The organism is Paraburkholderia sp. SIMBA_030 (genome assembly GCF_046535245.1).
In the GTDB taxonomy this organism is placed as follows: Bacteria; Pseudomonadota; Gammaproteobacteria; order Burkholderiales; family Burkholderiaceae; genus Paraburkholderia.
On record NZ_JAWRXB010000010.1, the window covers coordinates 178,724 to 195,958 of the forward strand.

Below are 17,235 nucleotides of genomic sequence, written 5' to 3' on the forward strand. Positions count from 1 at the left end.
GTCGTGCCACGATCGAACCACGGAAAATGAGCGACACGATGAATCGTCCCCAACTGGAATTGGTAAGAGCACTTCTGGCGGATTTCAGGAATCACCCGCCTGAATCGCTGGATGCCCTTCGGCGTTCTGTAGATGAGCGCAACCGGCAATTCCGATTGCCTCAAGAGATGCGGTTCGACCATGTAGAGGTCATTCGTGCCGATAAGCCAGCTCTGCACATGATCATGGGAACGCCCGTGAATGGGGAAGAACAGGAAATTGTTCTGTATCTCCACGGCGGCGGGTTCGTCGTAGGTGATGCGGAGGGGTTTCGAGGGTTGGCCGGCACGATCGCAAATGACGTTCAGGCGCGCGTACTTATAGTCGACTATCGGTTGGCGCCGGAAAATCCCTTTCCGTCGGCGGTCGAGGATGCAGCCGATGCTTACGAATGGCTGCTGAGCAACGGAACGCCTGCGTCAGCCATTGTCATGGCCGGCGATTCCGCCGGGGCCGGTCTGGTGCTATCCGCACTCGCGGTAGCCCGCAATCGAGACCTGCCGATGCCGACAGCTGCAGCGCTCTTTTCCCCATGGACGAACCTGTCGCTCGACGGAAACACGATTGCGTCCAAGCAATCGGAGGATCTGATGCTCGATTCGGATATGTTGCGTGGCTGCGTGCAAGCGTATTTGGGCAACGCAGCGATCACGGATCCGCTAGCCTCCCCCGTGAGCACTGATCTTCACGGCTTTCCGCCGATGCTGATTCAGGTCGGATCAGCGGAGATACTTCTTGACGACTCGGTTCGGCTGGCTTCAAGGGCGGGCGCGCACGGGGTAAACGTTCGTCTCGAGGTCTGGCCACAGATGCCGCATGTCTGGCATTCGTTCGCGCCCGTGCTGGACGAGGGTCGTCTAGCAATTCGTGAAGCGGCCGCGTTCCTGCGTAGATGCCTCGTTGAGCGACATGGAAGTTTAGCTACCACGGAACGATATTGAGCATCGCCGCAAAGCCGCGCGCGTCGGTCGCTCCTTAGGTGTCACAGGGCGAGCTCGCAGTGGAAGGGTGGGTCGTGCACCGATCGAAGCGGCAGACGGCATGGACAGCCGCAGCGGTTGATGCAGCTTGCCGACATGCGTATCGCATAGATCTTGTAAGAGGCACTTTATGTCATCACGGAACGACGCGTTTTCACTCATGCGCCTGGACGCAACGTATTGGGCTTGTGCGGATTGCCGCAACGCGATAGATGCGGAAACGCTCTTCATCGAGGACGGAATACTGCAGCTAGGCTCGATGGAGTTAAAAGGACGCCGGGCGATCCGGGAATTTTTTGCCGCTCGCAACGAAGAGAACGCGCAATCAAAACGCCATACCCGACACGTTGTCAGCGGATTGGACGTGAGCGTTCATGATGCGGAGCACGCGACACTGGACTCGATCGTAGCGGTCTTCGCCGGACACGGAGAGTTGCCGATAGCCTCGGACGTTCCGTCGACCATCGCGGACGTCAACGACGTTTGCGTGCGCGGCCCCGAAGGAGAATGGTTGTTTGAACGTCGGATCATCCGCCCTGTTTTTGTAGGGCCGGCAGCAGCCAAATTTGCTCGTTAAGAATGAAAGTAAAGGAGAATGCGATGGCCAATCAAGATAACAACGTCCAAAGCGGGCGAGGCTATCTCGCTTGCGTACCCCACGTCCCGCTGGTGGCGGTTCAAGGGCGGGATGCTAACCGGGATTTCTGGACGGTGTACGACGACCGGGTCCGCGAATTCAAGGAGTTCGATCCAGAACTGGTGATCGTGTTCGGCGGAGATCACTACGACGGAATCCACCTGAAACTGATGCCACAGTTTGTTGTGGGCCAGATCGCCACCGCGCTGAACGATTGCGGCGGATATCCTGGTCGGCTCGATATTCCGCGAGACGTCGCGGCGGCTGCCGCGACGTATCTGGTAGAGCATGACTTTGACGTCGCTACGTCCTTCGCAATGGAAGTTGATCACGGCTTCTCCAATGTGCTCCACCACTTCCTTGGCGAGCTTGACGCGAAGCCGGTGTTGCCCATTCATATCAACACGATTGCGGATCCGCGTCCGACGTTTCGACGTTGCCGTCAGATTGGTGAGGAGATCGGCCGTTTCGCGAGGACCCTGAACAAGCGCGTTGCGTTTCTCGGCTCGGGAGGGCTTTCGCATCAGACCGACTTTATCTTCCCTCAATACGATACGGCTCCGAATGAGGTCGTTCGCGACTACATCGTTCACGGAGGGAGCCACGGAGCGCTGTCGCGTGACAAGTGGATGGCCGATGTTGGGACCGGGATGGACAAACTGAGCGGCGATCTGCTGAGCGGGAGCTTTCACGCACCGTGGATCAACGAAGACTGGGACAAAAAGTTCCTTGACGCTCTGACGAGCGGGGACCTGAAGGTCTTTGATTCATGGACCGATGCCGACGTGCTTAAGGCAGCCGGTTATGGCGGTGGCGAAATCCGGCAATGGATCGCGGCCGTGTCGGCAGCGCAGGCGTTTTGCGACGGTTCCAGGCTGACCGTCGATTACTATTCGCCCGACACGACGCTAGCCGTAGGCGTCGGAATCGTGCACGCCCGCTAAAGTCAGACCGGCATCAAATGCCTGGTCGCGAGAACGGCAGGATTAATGCTCCCATGTTTGCGACCGCCATCAAATTCAACGCACCGACGGAGCGAAAGCTTAAGGAGTCAATTGTGTCTGCCAACTCGAGACATCATCCCAAGGTTCTGCTTCTTCATGGTTGGGGCGGATCTTACGAAAAGGTGTGGAAATCCACCGGCTTCGTGAGCCAGTTGGAAGAAGCGGGCCTGGAACCTGTCGCCGTCGACCTCCCGGGCCACGGCCACGCCCAAGGCTCATATGACCCGGCAGACTACTCCGATCTCGCAGGCGAGGTGCTTCTTGGTCTGCCGGACTCGGTCCCGATTTACGGTATTGGGTACTCGCTCGGCGCAAAGATCATACTCGAGATCGAAAGGCGGTCCCCCGGAAGATTCAGCCGATTGATACTTGCAGGCGTGGGCGGTAACGCCTTTGCTCCTGAAAAACTGGGTCACGTTGTTGCATCTGCATTAGAGGAAGGCGTGACTTCGGACACGCCGGCAGGCGTTAGAGCGCTTGTCGAATATGGAATCGCTGCAGGCAACGACGCCCGGTCGATCGCGGCGTGTCTGCGCCGGCAGCCAAATCCGGTCCTGTCACCTGCGGCCGTTGCCAACGTCAAGTGCCCTACGTTGCTTGTCTGCGGGTCGCAAGACTCGATTGCGCTTCCGCTTGAACCATTGGCGGACGCTTTGCCGCGTTGCAGCCTTAAAGTGTTGACAGACATTGATCACCTTCACTTACCGGAGTCGGACGATTTCAGAAACGCTGCGCTCGCATTTCTTGCTGCCTGACGACACCTCTCCAATGGTCGGATCTCAAGTCACGAACGGATTATGAACAAAGTCATCATCACCTGCGCGGTTACTGGCTCCATCCACACCCCATCGATGTCGCCATACCTGCCGGTCACGCCGGAACAGATCGCTCAATCGGCGATTGAAGCAGCGCAGGCAGGCGCCGCGATGGTCCATTTGCACGCCCGCGACCCCCGCGACGGGAGACCTACGCAAGATCCGGACATGTTTCGCCGGTTTTTGCCTCAAATTAGCGAGGCAAGCGATGTGATCGTTAATCTCACCACTGGCGGTGCCCCCACGATGTCAGTGGAAGAGCGGTTGCAACCCGCATTACAACTGAAGCCTGAGGTCGCGTCTCTCAACATGGGCTCGATGAACTTCGGCCTGTTCCCGATGCTCAACCGCTTCAAGGAATTCAAATACGACTGGGAGCAGTCTTATCTCGAGGGGAGTGACGATCGCATCTTCAGGAATACGTTCAAAGACATTGAATTCATTCTGACTTCGTGCCGTGACAACGAAACTCGCTTCGAGATCGAGTGCTACGACATTGGCCATCTCTACGCCGCAGCACACTTCCTTGAGCGTGGACTGGTTGAACCGCCGCTTTTCATCCAGTCCGTATTCGGGATCCTTGGCGGCATCGGCGCCCATCCCGAAGACGTCTTCCACATGAAGCGCACGGCAGACCGGTTATTCGGCAACGACTACGTGTGGTCGGTGCTTGGGGCGGGTGCGAATCAGATGCGCGTATGCGCGCTTTCAGCGTCGGTAGGCGGCAACTGCCGCGTCGGGCTTGAAGATTCATTGTGGGAGGGGCGCGGAAAGTTGGCCAGGACGAACGCCGATCAGGTCAAACGTGTCCGTACCATCGTCGAGGCGCTGTCCCTGGAAGTCGCGACGCCTGAAGAAGCTCGCCGCCTCCTGAAACTGAAGGGGCGTAGCCGAGTGGGGTTCTAGAAGTGGTTGGCGTCGTCCGCTGGTCATAGGGAGGCGGACACTTCCCATCCAAGGACAAGCCATGCTTTAACTTAGGATAGCGAATCATGCTAGATGGTGAAATTCAGGTTAGGGTGTCGGCGAAGCGGCTCGAAGCCGATGGCGTTGCCAGCTTCGAGCTGGTATCCACGAATGCGGATCCGTTGCCGCCATTCAGTGCGGGTTCACATATCGATGTGCGGATGCCGAATAACATGGTTCGGCAATATTCGCTTTGCAATTCTCCGGCAGAGAGTCATCGCTATCTGATTGCGGTACTCCGTGACCCAAACACCCGGGGCGGTTCCGCTTACATGCATGACATGGTCCATGAAGGCCAAAGCCTGAAAATTAGCACGCCGAGAAATTTTTTCGTGTTGGATCGCGACGCAAGAAAGAGTGTTCTTGTCGCTGGCGGAATCGGCGTGACGCCAATTCTATGCATGGCCGAGCGGCTTGCGCATACCGGGGCGGAATTCCAAATGCACTATGCGAGTCGTTCGCCGAACCGAACTGCATTTGTGGAGCGGATTCGCTCGTCATCGTATTTTCCGCAGGTTCAGTTGCATTTCGACGACGGACCCGCATCGCAGCGGTTCGACGCAGACAAGGTACTACGGGTGCCTAACGCGTCCACCCATCTCTACGTCTGCGGACCTGGTGGCTTCATCGATTATGTGCTCGGGACCGCAAAGCGGCTTGGCTGGGCCGAGACAAATGTGCACCGGGAATACTTCGGCGCCGCTGCGCAGCCGAAAGACGCGTCCGGGGAGTCTTTTGAGGTTGAAATTTCGAGCACAGGGGAAGTGTTAAACGTTCCCGCGGAGAAGTCGGTCGTGCAGGTCCTCGCAGAACACGGAATTGATATCCCGGTGTCCTGTGAGCAAGGGGTGTGTGGCACCTGCGTGACCAGATTACTCGGTGGCGAACCGGACCATAGGGACATGGTGTTAACCGAATCGGAACACCGCAAGAACGATCGCTTCACGCCTTGTTGTTCACGGTCGAAGTCAGGTCGACTCGTCCTTGACCTGTGACCCGATTAAGCGCTTCTGAATGGTACGGGAACGGATCACGTCAGCGCGACTTTTGCATCACTCACGTCATCTGTCAAATGAGCGAATTCTTTAAGAAGGTGTGGGAGCCGCTACGGTGCCCGGTGGCCCGGATTGTAACGGTCTCGCTAAAGGCGATCGACCCGTCCGAGATTCGTGACCAATGGTCGATCCTCGGCGCTTTTCTCTGCGAGGCGCTGCTCTACGACGGCCTGGGTCACCAGGCAGCCCAGCGCTTCGCAGACGATCGCGGATTCATAGTCAGGAAGTGATCTGCCCATGGCTGACCTTGCAGTAATGGGCCGCAAGAAGCTGGAAGTTATTCATAAAAAATATTCGGAGACAAACATGAACCATCGAGTGCTGAAAGGTGTCAAGTTCGCGGTATCGTTTTGCGGCATGAGCGCGTTGAGCGGTGCGGCGCTCGCAACAAACGGATCGTATCTCACCGCAAACGGACCGTTCGCGTCAGGCATGGGCGGAGTGTCGATCGCTCTGCCGCAAGATGCCACGGCCGCCGCGAATAACCCGGCGGGAATGGCTGAACTCGGTGCACGCTTCGATATGTATGGCCTCTTGCTGGTGACGCAGGCGGATGCCACTTTCGGCTCAACGGCTAACAAGTTCTACTCACGGGGTATAGTCCCGGTCCCAGGGGGTGGATTTAATTTTCAGATTTCCCCGCAGTGGACATTCGGCGTATCGGTGTCCGGTGCGGGTCTCGCGTCGAATTACGGGCGTCCGCTCCTGCCTATTCCAGGGGCCGGAGACGCAAAGGCAAGTCTGACGGTGGTGAACACTGCCCCAACGGTCACATACAAGCCGCTGCCTAACCTGGCGATAGGTCTTTCGTTGGTTCTGGGAGTTGAACAGTTTCGAGCAAACGGTGTAATCGGGGCGGGCCCTGACGGTGTCCCCTTTGCTGTACCGAGCCATGGGAATTCTTGGGCTGCTGGTATCGGCGGCGGGATTGGGGTTTTGTGGACCCCGGTTCCGGCAGTCACGCTGGGAGCGACCTACTACACCAAGACCTGGTTCAGTGCACTGAGCGGATACAAGAACGACCTGTTCGCCCCGAGCAACGGACACGTAGACAGTCCGGCTCATTATGGTGCCGGCGTTGCTGTGCGTCCCCTTCCGGGTTTGACGGTGGCAATGGACTACATGCGCATTGAATGGTCGAAAGCCGCTGGTTACAACATTCCGTCGAGCTTCAACTGGCATGACCAGAACGTGTTCCGCGTCGGCGCCTCCTACGACCTGACCGACCGTTGGACGATCCGCGCAGGCTATAGCATGGCTAATAGCCACCTCGACTCGGATCACACATTGGCCAACTTTTTCGCCAACGGGATCAACGATAGGGCAGTAACGGCCGGCGTTACCTATGCGATCGATAAGCGCAACCTGATAACAGCGTCGTTCGAATATGACATCCCGCGCACCATTGTCGGCACGGGCCCAAGCACTGGAACCAACATCAGCACGAATCTCCAGTTGTATACGATCGGCTATACCCACAAATTTTGATCGATGTGCGAGCCTCGACGCATCGTGAGCTTTAAACGCACGACGCAGGTCGGCGAAAGATTGACTGAAGAAGATGGCAGGATCTCACCGGGAGCAACCTCTTTGTGCACGGTCTTGCGTCCAGCTATCTGATTAGGCTTATCAGGACATCATGGAAATGGAAAATGCATGTGAACGGAGCTTTCGCGAGGTATTTTCATCCGGCGGCACTCCGCTTTTCGGTTCCTTCATCAAAACGCCGACTTCGCACTCGGTCGAGATAATTGGCGATCTCGGCTTCGACTTCGTAGTCGTCGACGCAGAACACGCTCCATTCGACAGGGGCGCGATAGATATGGTGTTGCTGGCTGCAAGAGCGGCCAGGGTTGCCGCGATCGTACGCGTTCCTGTCACAGCGCCTGACTATGTTCTCGCTGCCCTTGACGACGGCGCGACCGGCATCCTGGCGCCCCATATCGCCTCCGCTCGCGACGCCGCGGATCTCGTATCCTGGTGCCGTTACTCGGGCAAGCGGGGGTTCTCAAATTCGCCTCGCGCTGGCCGATACGGCGGCAAAGGCGTGTGGCAGCACATCGATGAGGCGGATAAAACAGTGACCGTCATCGCGATGATCGAGGACGCGGAAGCTGTCGAGCGAATCGACGAGATTGTGGGTGTGGTGGGACTCGACGGTGTCTTCGTTGGACGGGGTGATTTAGGTGTCGCGCTGGGCGACCGGGAGCCAGGCGCGCCGCGCGTGAAAGCGGCGACGGACAAAGTGATCGAAGCCGCACGGCGGGCGCGCAAGCCCGTGTGCCTGCTGGCGGCCAATGCGGCCGAGGCGGCGGAATTCCGGGTAACGGGCGTTTCGGCGTTCGTGATTTCGTCCGACCAGGGCTTCATGCGAACCGCCGCGAAATCTGCCTTGGGCGAATTTCAGGTCGCTTGCCAACGCCACAACCAGTGGCAGGAACCCTTGTAGGGAATGACCATGTACGATCAATCGGACCCAAGATCGACGCTTTCGTCGAATGCTCCGCCGGCTAGCGAGTTCGCTGCCGCCGAATATCTCCGGTTCTATGCTACGAGGCCGCAGGAGAAATCCGAAAAGATGAAGGTCTGGTATGGAAGAGGCCAGAACTTCGTCGTGGCCTATGCCGAGGCGCTGGCTGGCGCCGAATATCTGCGACAGGAGCAGCCTGATGAGTACGTGATCCTTGTCCCCGACCCATCGACGTCCATTGAAATCCTATGGGCCGGCGAATCAAGGAAGGTCGTCGGGAACTCGATTGTGTTCGTGCCTTCCGGCAACAGCGCTATCCGCGTCACCGGGCCGGGGCGGATCGTGATGATGTTCACAACGCGCAGCGAAGATCTTTGCGCCAAAGCCTCGAATGCAGATGCTTACCGCACCGCCCATCCCAACATCCCGGCATTCGAGCCGTGGCCGGATCCGCCGGGGGGATTCAAGGTCCGCCAATATAGTCTGGACGTTCCAGACCAGCCCGGCCGCTTCGGGCGCATCTGGCGTTGCACCACCTTCATGGTTAATGTATTGCCGGTTCAGAGCGGTCCCCGCGACGTAACAAAGCTCTCTCCGCACTACCACGACTCCTTTGAGCAGGGTTCGTTTGCGCTGGACGGAGCATTCATGCATCACCTGCGTTGGCCCTGGACGTCAAACCTCAACAACTGGAGGCCAGACGATCACGAGTATTTTGACGCCGCGTCGCTAGCGGTCATCCCGCCGCTCGTCATTCACACATCGCGGGGCATGGCGCCGGGAGTAAACCAACTTGTTGACATTTTCTCTCCTCCACGTGCGGATTTCTCACAAAAGGATGGTTGGGTTCTAAACGAACGCGACTATCCAATGTCCGGCTCGCAATGATGATTTCATACGTGGCGTCCAGCTTTGACCGTATTGGGACGCCCCGCAGTCTTACGATTCAAAGGGACAGCTTTGAAAATGGACATCCGTAAAATTGCAGTCGTCGGTGCCGGGATGATGGGACAGGGAATTGCGCAACAATGTGCGATCTCGGGCCTCGACGTCGTTCTGCTGGACGTTTCGGAGATTGCTTTACAGAAAGCAGCGGCAGCAATCGCACTCGGCCTTGCGCGCCTCGCCGAACAGGACAAGATCACCGGGAAAGACTGCGACGGAGCTTTGATTCGAATTCGTCAAAGCACGGACTATGCGTCTGCCGCCACCGCCAATCTCTTCATAGAAGCGGCCACTGAAAATCTCGCCTTGAAGGCAGACATCCTCGGCAAGATCGAGGCCGTTAGCTCACCGGAAGCGGTGATCGCCACGAACACCTCGTCGCTGTCTATCACCCGGCTATCGGCCGTGTTAACTAATCGGGCGCGCTTCATCGGCATGCACTTCTTCAACCCCGTCGCTGTTCTCCAACTGGTCGAGGTCGCGCGAGGCTTGAGTACATCTGACGCGACCCACGCTGCGGTCTTGCGATTCTGCGAGCGGATCGGAAAGAGGCCAATATCCGTTCGCAACAGTCCGGGATTTCTCGTCAATCGATTGCTGTGCCCGATGATTAACGAGGCGATTTTTGCCCTCCAGGAGAACGTCGCAACGGCGGAAGAGATTGATCTCGGTATGAAACTTGGATGCAACCAACCTATCGGCCCCCTTGCGCTCGGTGACCTGATCGGTCTGGATACCTTGTTGGCGATCATGCAGGTGCTGGAGTCCGACTTCGGTGATCAGAAGTTCCGTCCTGCTCGACTGCTCGTCGAAATGGTGGACGCTGGAAGGTTAGGCAGGAAGACCGGCCGCGGCTTTTTCACCTACGGTGCATCGACAGTTCGGCAGGGCAAGGTTGCCGCGGCGAGCGAACGATAGACATTTTTCGCGGCGCGAAAGGTAACCGGCTCAAACGGTTATCGCCATCGTTTTCCGGTAAGGAGGTTGCGATGATGTTAGGTAGCGTGCACTACGAGGGCTGCGCCCGCATTGCGTTGCGCGTCGGCGAAGAAAGCGTTGCGATACTTGGACGCAGCGGCGACGGATGCCCCAATCATATGCTCGATGTGATTCGCGCATGGTCCGATGCGCGCAAAAGGTTCAGCGAGGCACTACCCAATGCACCGGTGGTTAGGGCCGATCGGCTTAGCTGGCTGCCCCCCGTTGGAGCGGCCGCCAAAGTGATAAGCGTCGTTTTTGACGGTACTACGGCTGCGGCATCACGGGCGACCGTCACAATGAAATCAGCGTCGTCTTTGGTGGGTCATCTCGGGACGGTCTCTATCAAACCCCGATACGGCGGGGTGTTCGCACGTCCCGCACTGGCAGCCCTCGTCGGCGTTTCCGACGTTGGTGAAAGCCCGCGGCAGGTGCCGATATTTGGTTACACGCTGATGAACGACATCACGGCACCCGATATGTGCCGGGCGGGGCGCTCGGACCGGGCGGTTGGGGAGGTGCCAGGGATCGGCCGTGATGTAGACATGCCCGGTTTCTTCAGTAGCATCGATTCGTTTGGACCAATTGGTCCCTTCATTGTGGTCAACGACATGGACGTCGACCTCCAGGACGCAGCGGTAGTTTCATCGGTGGATGGTTACGAGTGCGCGCGCTGGTCTACCGCCGCGTTACCGGGTTCCATACCCAACATGCTCTCGTCGTTGTCGGAGTTTGTCCGACTGCGGGCAGGAGACGTTGTTGCATTTAGCATGATGGGCGGATCTTCCATCGTCAGCAGTGGCGCGGATTTAGCCGAGGCACGTGGCGAGGTGAAGATCGAAATACAGAACCTGTGCACCCTCGTCAATCCAGTGAGGCGTCGCTGATTTCCGAGGGGTGCATTTTCCGACCGCTCACCCGTCAAATATGGGTAAGGCGCCGTGTTGCTGCCGGCAGACGGCAAAAGCGATGGTCGAGCGGTCGCAGGTAAGTAACTCGAGACTCTATGGAAAATGTATATGTTAGTCTTGTAGACGGCATCTCACATGTCGTCTTCAACCGCCCAATGCGGAAGAACTCGTTGACGAACGAAATGTACGAGGCGCTGATAGGCGCCATTGACGCAGCAGCGCGCTGTCTCGACACCAAAGTGCTATTGCTATCCGGTGCGGACGGCGTGTTCACCGCCGGGCATGACCTCGATGGTTTCATTGAGCGTCCGCCGCAAAGTATCAACGCTCCCGCCTTTCGCTTCCTGTCCGCACTGGCTCGGTTCGAGAAGCCTGTTGTAGCTGCTGTCGAAGGGGTTGCGATTGGTATCGGTGCGACGATGTTGATGCATTGCGATCTTGTCTACGCGGCCGAGGACGCCCGCTTTGCTATGCCATTTGTGAACCTTGGGCTGGTTCCGGAGGGTGCATCGAGCCTGCTTTTGCCACGCCTGTGTGGTCATCACCGCGCAGCCGAGGTACTTTTGCTGGGCCAGCCAATAGCCGCAGCCGACGCGCACGCTTTGGGCTTCGTCAACCGGGTACTACCGATCGGCGAGGTCTTGCCATTCGCTATCGCGCAGTCAAAACGGCTGAGCGCGCTTCCCGCTGGATCCCTGCGGGAGACCAAGAGATTGATGAAGACCCCATGCGAAGGTGATGAAGCCACCTTCACACAGCTGGCGCGCGAGGTTGAGCTGTTCGTGGGGCGGCTCGGCGGTCCGGCAGCACGCGAAGCTGTCGCAGCATTTAAAAACAGGACAAAGCCAAATTTTTCAGGCATGGCCTCATTCGTCAATGCTGTCCGGACGTATACGTCGAGCCTACTTCACGGGTGGTTCATTTCGTATCACCAGTTCCATGAACCCTGAACTTAAGTCGTGCTCGCGGGAGAAGCGATGTTCAGGAAGAAGTGCCAGCAATATTTCCGCTGTTGTACGGACCGTGCAACCGTGTCCAACATGACCACCGAACACTCGACCGCGCGGGTCGGCAACCGACATGTGCAGATGCGCTCCATCAGATGATAGGGATCCAGCGAGCGTCAGGATTTCCAAATCGTCGCGCAGCTCAGTCGGATCCTTGTCTCCGGCAAATCGCAGTTGGGCAACGCTGAGGCTCCCGATGCCCTGGATCACGAAGGCCGCTCGCAACTTGACCTGAGGCAGCACGTCTTCAAGGGCGACACGTAGATCGTCGCCGGGAAAGAGGCGTAACGGATGTGCTTGCATCGCTCGGTTCCAGGTTAGGGGCTTGATGACAGGTTAAGGCGGATTGAGCCTGGCCGCCATTGAGCGCCACCTTCCGCGCATAGCAGCCGTCGCAGGGGGAACAATCGGGCAACTGGTGAGGTTTGGCATCAGGCAGAGAGCGGCCACTCATCGCCGGTGGCCGCATAGGTGTACCCGATGCAGCGATGCCCGATCAGGTCCGCTGGCGCTGTCGGAACTCCGGCGCGAGCCAGATAGGCCGGCGACGCGCACAGAATGTTTTGCGATGTCGCCAGCTTGCGGGCTGCGTGGCTAGTCGAGCCGGCGCGCGAGATGCGAATGGCGAGATCGTAGCCTTCATCGACGATACTGCCATCAGGACTGAAGCCTATATTGCTTTCACGGGCCAAGGCATAGGGCAGTGGCCGACCAAATGCATCAGGAGATAGAACATGCAACGCTTGACGGGAAAAGTCGCCATCGTGACGGGTGCCAGTGCGGGAATTGGCCGCGCTACTGCAAAGCTGTTCGCGAAGGAAGGCGCCAAGGTGGTCATTGCGGCGCGCCGCGCGGCGGAACTTGAAACGCTCGCTGCGGAGATCGTCAGCGAAGGCGGCGAAGCCGCGTATCTGGCCGGCGACGTGCAATCGGAGGACTTCGCGAAGGCGCTGGTCGCACTCGCAGTGAGCCGCTTCGGCCGTCTGGACATCGCCTATGACAACGCCGGTACGCCTCCTGGCGGCATCCGACGTACAAGACCCGATGTCGCCATTTTCACTTCATCCATTGAAAGGAAATCACTCATGGACCTGAATCTGACAGGCAAACTCGCACTGGTGAGCGGCAGCACAGCCGGCATCGGTCTCGCTATCGCCAGCACGTTGGCGCAGGAGGGCGCTCGTGTGATCGTGAACGGCCGCTCCCAGTCATCCGTGGATGACGTGGTCGCGCAGCTGAAAGCGGAGACGGGCAGCGACGTGCAGGGATTTGCGGGCGATCTCAGTACGGCCGCTTCAGCAGAAGAGCTCGCGCGACGCTATCCGGACGTGGAAATTCTGGTCAACAACCTGGGCATCTTCGAGCCCAAGCCGTTTGAAGAGATCCCCGACGCGGACTGGCAGCGGTTCTTCGACGTCAATGTCTTGAGTGGGGTACGCCTCGCTCGCCTGTTTTTGCCTGCGATGAGGCAGGCCAACTGGGGGCGCATCATTTTCATTTCGAGCGAAAGCGCGGTGCAGATTCCAGCTGAAATGATCCACTACGGGATGACGAAAACCGCGCAGCTGGCGGTCTCGCGCGGGCTCGCCGAAGCCGTTGCCGGCACCGGCATTACAGTCAATAGCGTGCTGCCGGGGCCAACGAAATCGCGGGGAGTGGGTGAATTCGTGGAGACCCTTGCAAAGGCCGACGGCAAATCGTTTGAAGCGTTCGAAAAGGAGTTCTTCGAGAAGGTCCGTCCCACATCGCTTATCAAGCGATTTGGTTCGCCGCAGGAAATCGCGTCGCTCGTGGCCTATGTCGCCAGTCCGCTTTCGTCGGCCACGACGGGAGCTGCGTTGCGGGCCGACGGGGGCGTTATAAAGAGCGCCTTCTAGACCCACGCCGGCAGCGTGTATCTTGTTGGGCCGGCTTCTCCACATGTTTCCTCGGTCAATGTTCGACGCGACCGGCCCGGCTGAAGCGCTGCCCTTGATTTCGCGTTGAACCGAAGGGCCGAAGAGGGGCGCGTGCCGCCGATCGCCGTCAGTCGGAGACGCAGCCTGTTCCGGACATTCGCGACCGCTCTCCATAGCGGATCTTCGCACTACCGCCGATCGCAGGCCCCCTCAGACCGACCGTCGCCGCCCGCCGGATCCACCGGAACAGGCCTGGCTCAAGGCTTCGTGCTCGTGTCCTGGTTCCGGAACGCGGCCTCTCCGGCATCCGACACCTCGACCCACTTCCTGTCGGGCGCTGCGTCTGCGACGTAGCTGTCGTGCCAGTTCCACCACTTGTAGGTTGGGGTCTGAGGATAGCCTTCGGGCGAGTCCTCCCAGACCTCCTGGCGGCCCAGCGGCGTGATGTCGAGGTAGTTCCAGGTGCCTCCCATCTGCTCGTCGCCGCGGTTGTTGACGAAGTAGGTGCGGAACACGCGGTCGCCGTCGTGGTAGAACACGTTCGTGCCGTGCCACTCGGCCACGCCGAAGTCGGCGTCGAAGCTGTCCGTGAGGGTGAACCACGGTATCTCCCAGCCCATCCGCGCCTTCAGCCGTGCGATGTCCGCCTGAGGCGCACGCGAAACGAAGACGAGGGTGGTGTCGCGGGCGTTCAGGTGGGCGAGGTGGGCGACCTGGTCGGCCACCATAGAGCAGCCCCGGCAGGCGTGCTCGGGCCAGCCGAACACGCCCGGCTCGAAGAAGGCGCGGTAGACGATCAGCTGACGCCGGCCGTCGAACAGGTCGAGCAGGCTGGCCTTGCCCGCGGGCCCTTCGAACGTATACGCCGTTTCCACCGCCATCCACGGCATGCGCCGGCGCTCGGCGGCCAGCGCGTCACGGGCGCGGGTCTGAGCCTTTTCCTTCACGAGCAACTGTTCGCGGGCCGCCTCCCACGCCTGCGGCGACACGACCGGTGGTGTGTGCATGGCAGGCTGTCCGCCTTTTCGTCCATTCTCGGTTGATGTAGTCATGGCTTTTGCAATCTCCTGGTTTGGAAGAATTCCCGCGCCGCGTGGCTCAAGCGCGATTCCATTCGCTGCGCATGGCGCGTGGTTGGGTGTGAGATAGCTTGGCACCGAAAATCGAACGTTGGGAGTAACAAGTTTGGCGGTATTCCGATATGAAAGCCCTCGTGGCAAGCGTTTTCTGCTTTATGGCATCCCGATTCTGGCTAACGTAATGGCATGCTCGGGGCATGCTGTCACGCACAAACCGCACGCCCGGCAGGCGTCGGCGTTTGGTGTGTACGCGACCTTCATGCCGTGCGCGCGCAGCTTGAATTTCTGCAGCGCTCCCAGTTGCCGGTAGTCAGCCGTGTCGATGCGGCGGATTTCGAAAACGTGCTCGGGACAGACTTCCGCGCAATCGCCTTTGCCTTCACACCGCTTCAAATTGACCACAGGAGCAATCACGCCAGCGGCTTGCCTGCAAGCGGATGTCGATCCGGTGCTCATGCTCGATCCTCCTGGGGCTTGCCGTTAGCGGGCGATATGCTTTTATGAAAATTTTCGCGCTCCTCCGCCGTCATCCGTTCCCACCGACGCCAATGCCGGCGGCCGTGCCAGCCGCCATGACCTCGAAATCCGCCAAACAGGATTCGGCTCAGGATCAACAGGCCCAACGCGTGCGGATAGTCGATCGAACGGCCCCCGATGAATAGCGCCGGGACAACCCAATTCCATAGCGCCATCACCATCCAACCCAGTACTGCAATGCCCACCAGAACCAGCAGTGCTTTGCCGAAGCATCTCAGTCTGAAACTCATCTACCTGCTCCTTTAGATATCCAGTTCGTCATACACGGCTTGCAGGCGAACGCGCAAATGCAGTACCGCGTAGCGCTTGCGTGCCAACAGCGTGTTCACGCCGACACCGCTCCCGGACGCCAGCTCCTTGAAGCTGCGCCCTTCGAGTTCGTGAGCGACGAAGACGTCACGCTGATTCGTTGGCAATTCGTCGAGCGCGTCTTGCAGGGCTTCCAGCAGCACTGACCTTGCATAGACGGCTTCCGGGCCGGCGTCGGTTGCCGGCAGCGCAAGATCCAGTCGGTACTCGGCGTCGTCGGCGTCGTCGGCCGTTTCGGTCAGCGGTTGCTCCCGCTTCTTGCGAAAGCGGTCGATGATGCGGTTTCGCGCCACGCGAAACAACCACGCGCTAACCTGTTCAATCGGCGCGGGGAGCCGGTAGGCTTGCACGAACTCGTGAAATACATCCTGCAAGATGTCTTCAGCTTCACTCGGATCGTGCACGCGATGCCGGATGAAATTGCCGAGCTTCGTACGCTCACGCAAAACAGTTGCAGTGATGTCGCTATCTCGTTCGATCATCGAGTCCGGGGTGCGCGGCGGTTCCATACGTCTGTAGACGATTCACGATCAGAAATATTGTCGGCGACGGAAAAAGCGGCGTGACTGCTTTTCCGCAACCCGGCACGCCAATAGTCATCTTGTAGCCGGGACTTTGCCATGGCCTGGCTGGCGGCTCTTCACATGATCGATGAAGGCGCGCAGCTTCGGCATGATCTGCCGACGGCCTGGATAGTAGAGAAACACGCCCGGTGTCACCGGCGCGAACGGCTCCAGCACGTGCACCAGTTTTCCCGCTTTCAACCCTTCGGCGGCCATCGGCTCAGGTAGCTGGGCAAGGCCTATGCCCTCGACTGCCGCGCCAAGCATGGTGGGAAAATCGTTGGCGATGAGGGGGCCGGATACGGCGATCTCGATCGCGTCGCCGTTGTCGTTGAATGACCATAGCGCGAGCGCGCCGCTGGATCGCCGCCATCGCAAGCATGCGTGTTGGCGCAGATCGTCCGTGTGCGTGGGCCGCCTGCGCCCTGCGAAGTAGGCAGGGCTGCCGACGACGATGAGACGGAACGGTGGCGTCAACGGTACCGCGACCATGTCGGCGTCGACGAACTGACCCAGCCGGATACCGGCGTCGAACCCTTCCGCTGCAAGATCGATCAGCGCCTCGCTTGCGGCGATCTCCACTTCGACCTCGGGATAAGCCTCGCAGAAGGATGCAATCAGTGGTTCCAGCAGGATTGGCACCACCGCGCGCGGCACTGAAAGACGCAACAATCCGGCGGGCCGCTGGCCGAGTCCGCGCGCAACCTCACTAGCGGCGACAAGCTCCTCGAAGGCCGGCTTTGCGCGCGAAAGGAACCGTTCGCCGGCTTCGGTCAGGCCGACACTACGCGTGGTGCGTATGAAGAGCGCTGCGCCAATGCGCGCTTCGAGTACACGCACCACCTGACTGACGGCCGACGGCGTCACTCCGAGTTCCGCGGCTGCCCGGCGAAAACTGCGATGCTGGGCAACGCTCAGGAACACCTCCACGCCATCGAGCGCGCCCTGCCTGACTGTGAAGTTCTGCTTCATAGCCCGTCAACATTGTGATGAATAGTCGCTCGCGAGAGGCCATGGTACACCTACGCCTGCAGATGAGGAG

20 protein-coding genes and 1 pseudogene are annotated in these 17,235 nt (G+C 59.1%); 14 read left to right on the forward strand and 7 right to left on the reverse strand.

Translation table 11 applies throughout. The features are described 5' to 3' along the window. The first annotated feature begins 26 nt into the window (after positions 1–26). The 13 genes from SB772_RS18835 (at position 27) to SB772_RS18895 (ending at position 11,750) form a co-directional block, all read left to right on the forward strand. Complete coding sequence (locus SB772_RS18835) at positions 27–980, forward strand: alpha/beta hydrolase (RefSeq protein WP_410834728.1); 954 nt, start codon at positions 27–29, stop codon at positions 978–980. A 169-nt stretch (positions 981–1,149) separates the two neighbouring features. Further along, positions 1,150–1,596, forward strand: a complete 447-nt coding sequence (locus SB772_RS18840) for a nuclear transport factor 2 family protein (RefSeq protein ID WP_410834729.1) — start codon at positions 1,150–1,152, stop codon at positions 1,594–1,596. A 2-nt stretch (positions 1,597–1,598) separates the two neighbouring features. Then, positions 1,599–2,600 (forward strand): hypothetical protein, encoded by a 1,002-nt coding sequence (locus SB772_RS18845; RefSeq protein WP_410834730.1) that lies wholly within the window; start codon positions 1,599–1,601, stop codon positions 2,598–2,600. Between the two features lie 53 nt (positions 2,601–2,653). Beyond that, the gene (locus SB772_RS18850; RefSeq protein WP_410834731.1) at positions 2,654–3,415 is read left to right on the forward strand and encodes an alpha/beta fold hydrolase; all 762 of its coding nucleotides are present in this window, start codon (positions 2,654–2,656) and stop codon (positions 3,413–3,415) included. 42 nt (positions 3,416–3,457) lie between these two features. Next, positions 3,458–4,381, forward strand: coding sequence for a 3-keto-5-aminohexanoate cleavage protein (locus tag SB772_RS18855; protein WP_410834732.1), 924 nt, complete (start codon positions 3,458–3,460; stop codon positions 4,379–4,381). A gap of 86 nt (positions 4,382–4,467) precedes the next feature. Further along, positions 4,468–5,436, forward strand: a complete 969-nt coding sequence (locus tag SB772_RS18860) for a PDR/VanB family oxidoreductase (protein WP_410834733.1) — start codon at positions 4,468–4,470, stop codon at positions 5,434–5,436. A 77-nt stretch (positions 5,437–5,513) separates the two neighbouring features. Beyond that, a complete protein-coding gene (locus tag SB772_RS18865) occupies positions 5,514–5,726 on the forward strand; it encodes a hypothetical protein (protein ID WP_410834734.1) in 213 nt (70 codons plus the stop codon). A gap of 7 nt (positions 5,727–5,733) precedes the next feature. After that, on the forward strand, positions 5,734–6,984 hold the full coding sequence (locus tag SB772_RS18870; protein WP_410834735.1) for an OmpP1/FadL family transporter: 1,251 nt from the start codon (positions 5,734–5,736) through the stop codon (positions 6,982–6,984). 157 nt (positions 6,985–7,141) lie between these two features. Beyond that, positions 7,142–7,945 carry an HpcH/HpaI aldolase family protein gene (locus SB772_RS18875; protein ID WP_410834736.1) on the forward strand — a complete coding sequence of 268 codons (804 nt, stop codon included), beginning with the start codon at positions 7,142–7,144 and terminating at the stop codon, positions 7,943–7,945. 9 nt (positions 7,946–7,954) lie between these two features. Next, positions 7,955–8,854, forward strand: a complete 900-nt coding sequence (locus SB772_RS18880) for a hypothetical protein (protein ID WP_410834737.1) — start codon at positions 7,955–7,957, stop codon at positions 8,852–8,854. 78 nt (positions 8,855–8,932) lie between these two features. Continuing rightward, positions 8,933–9,829, forward strand: a complete 897-nt coding sequence (locus SB772_RS18885) for a 3-hydroxyacyl-CoA dehydrogenase NAD-binding domain-containing protein (protein WP_410834738.1) — start codon at positions 8,933–8,935, stop codon at positions 9,827–9,829. A 71-nt stretch (positions 9,830–9,900) separates the two neighbouring features. Continuing rightward, positions 9,901–10,776: a fumarylacetoacetate hydrolase family protein gene (locus SB772_RS18890; RefSeq protein WP_410834739.1), complete on the forward strand. Its 876-nt coding sequence runs from the start codon at positions 9,901–9,903 to the stop codon at positions 10,774–10,776. A 119-nt stretch (positions 10,777–10,895) separates the two neighbouring features. Then, positions 10,896–11,750, forward strand: a complete 855-nt coding sequence (locus SB772_RS18895; RefSeq protein WP_410834740.1) for an enoyl-CoA hydratase — start codon at positions 10,896–10,898, stop codon at positions 11,748–11,750. Here the strand turns inward: SB772_RS18895 and SB772_RS18900 are convergent. Both SB772_RS18900 and SB772_RS18905 read right to left on the reverse strand, forming a co-directional pair. Next, entirely contained in the window at positions 11,703–12,110 is a 408-nt protein-coding gene (locus SB772_RS18900) for a PPC domain-containing DNA-binding protein (protein ID WP_410834741.1), read from the reverse strand. The two genes, SB772_RS18895 and SB772_RS18900, sit on opposite strands and share 48 nt — an antisense overlap. Before the next feature lie 137 nt (positions 12,111–12,247). Beyond that, a pseudogene (locus tag SB772_RS18905) lies at positions 12,248–12,457 on the reverse strand (LysR substrate-binding domain-containing protein); the annotation flags it as partial. A gap of 84 nt (positions 12,458–12,541) precedes the next feature. Here SB772_RS18905 and SB772_RS18910 point away from each other — a divergent pair. Next, on the forward strand, positions 12,542–13,684 hold the full coding sequence (locus SB772_RS18910; RefSeq protein ID WP_410834742.1) for an SDR family NAD(P)-dependent oxidoreductase: 1,143 nt from the start codon (positions 12,542–12,544) through the stop codon (positions 13,682–13,684). Positions 13,685–13,962: 278 nt separating this feature from the next. Here SB772_RS18910 and SB772_RS18915 read toward each other — a convergent pair whose 3' ends face one another. The 5 genes from SB772_RS18915 to SB772_RS18935 all read right to left on the reverse strand — a co-directional run bounded on the left by SB772_RS18915 (position 13,963) and on the right by SB772_RS18935 (position 17,165). After that, positions 13,963–14,757 carry a DUF899 domain-containing protein gene (locus SB772_RS18915; protein ID WP_410834743.1) on the reverse strand — a complete coding sequence of 265 codons (795 nt, stop codon included), beginning with the start codon at positions 14,755–14,757 and terminating at the stop codon, positions 13,963–13,965. A gap of 180 nt (positions 14,758–14,937) precedes the next feature. After that, positions 14,938–15,240: a 4Fe-4S dicluster domain-containing protein gene (locus SB772_RS18920; protein ID WP_410834744.1), complete on the reverse strand. Its 303-nt coding sequence runs from the start codon at positions 15,238–15,240 to the stop codon at positions 14,938–14,940. Further along, positions 15,237–15,551 (reverse strand): hypothetical protein, encoded by a 315-nt coding sequence (locus tag SB772_RS18925; RefSeq protein WP_410834745.1) that lies wholly within the window; start codon positions 15,549–15,551, stop codon positions 15,237–15,239. The genes SB772_RS18920 and SB772_RS18925 overlap by 4 nt, the downstream gene beginning before the upstream one ends. A gap of 12 nt (positions 15,552–15,563) precedes the next feature. After that, a complete protein-coding gene (locus SB772_RS18930; protein WP_410834746.1) occupies positions 15,564–16,139 on the reverse strand; it encodes an RNA polymerase sigma factor in 576 nt (191 codons plus the stop codon). A gap of 87 nt (positions 16,140–16,226) precedes the next feature. Continuing rightward, positions 16,227–17,165, reverse strand: coding sequence for a LysR family transcriptional regulator (locus SB772_RS18935; protein WP_410834747.1), 939 nt, complete (start codon positions 17,163–17,165; stop codon positions 16,227–16,229). Positions 17,166–17,235 lie beyond the last annotated feature (70 nt).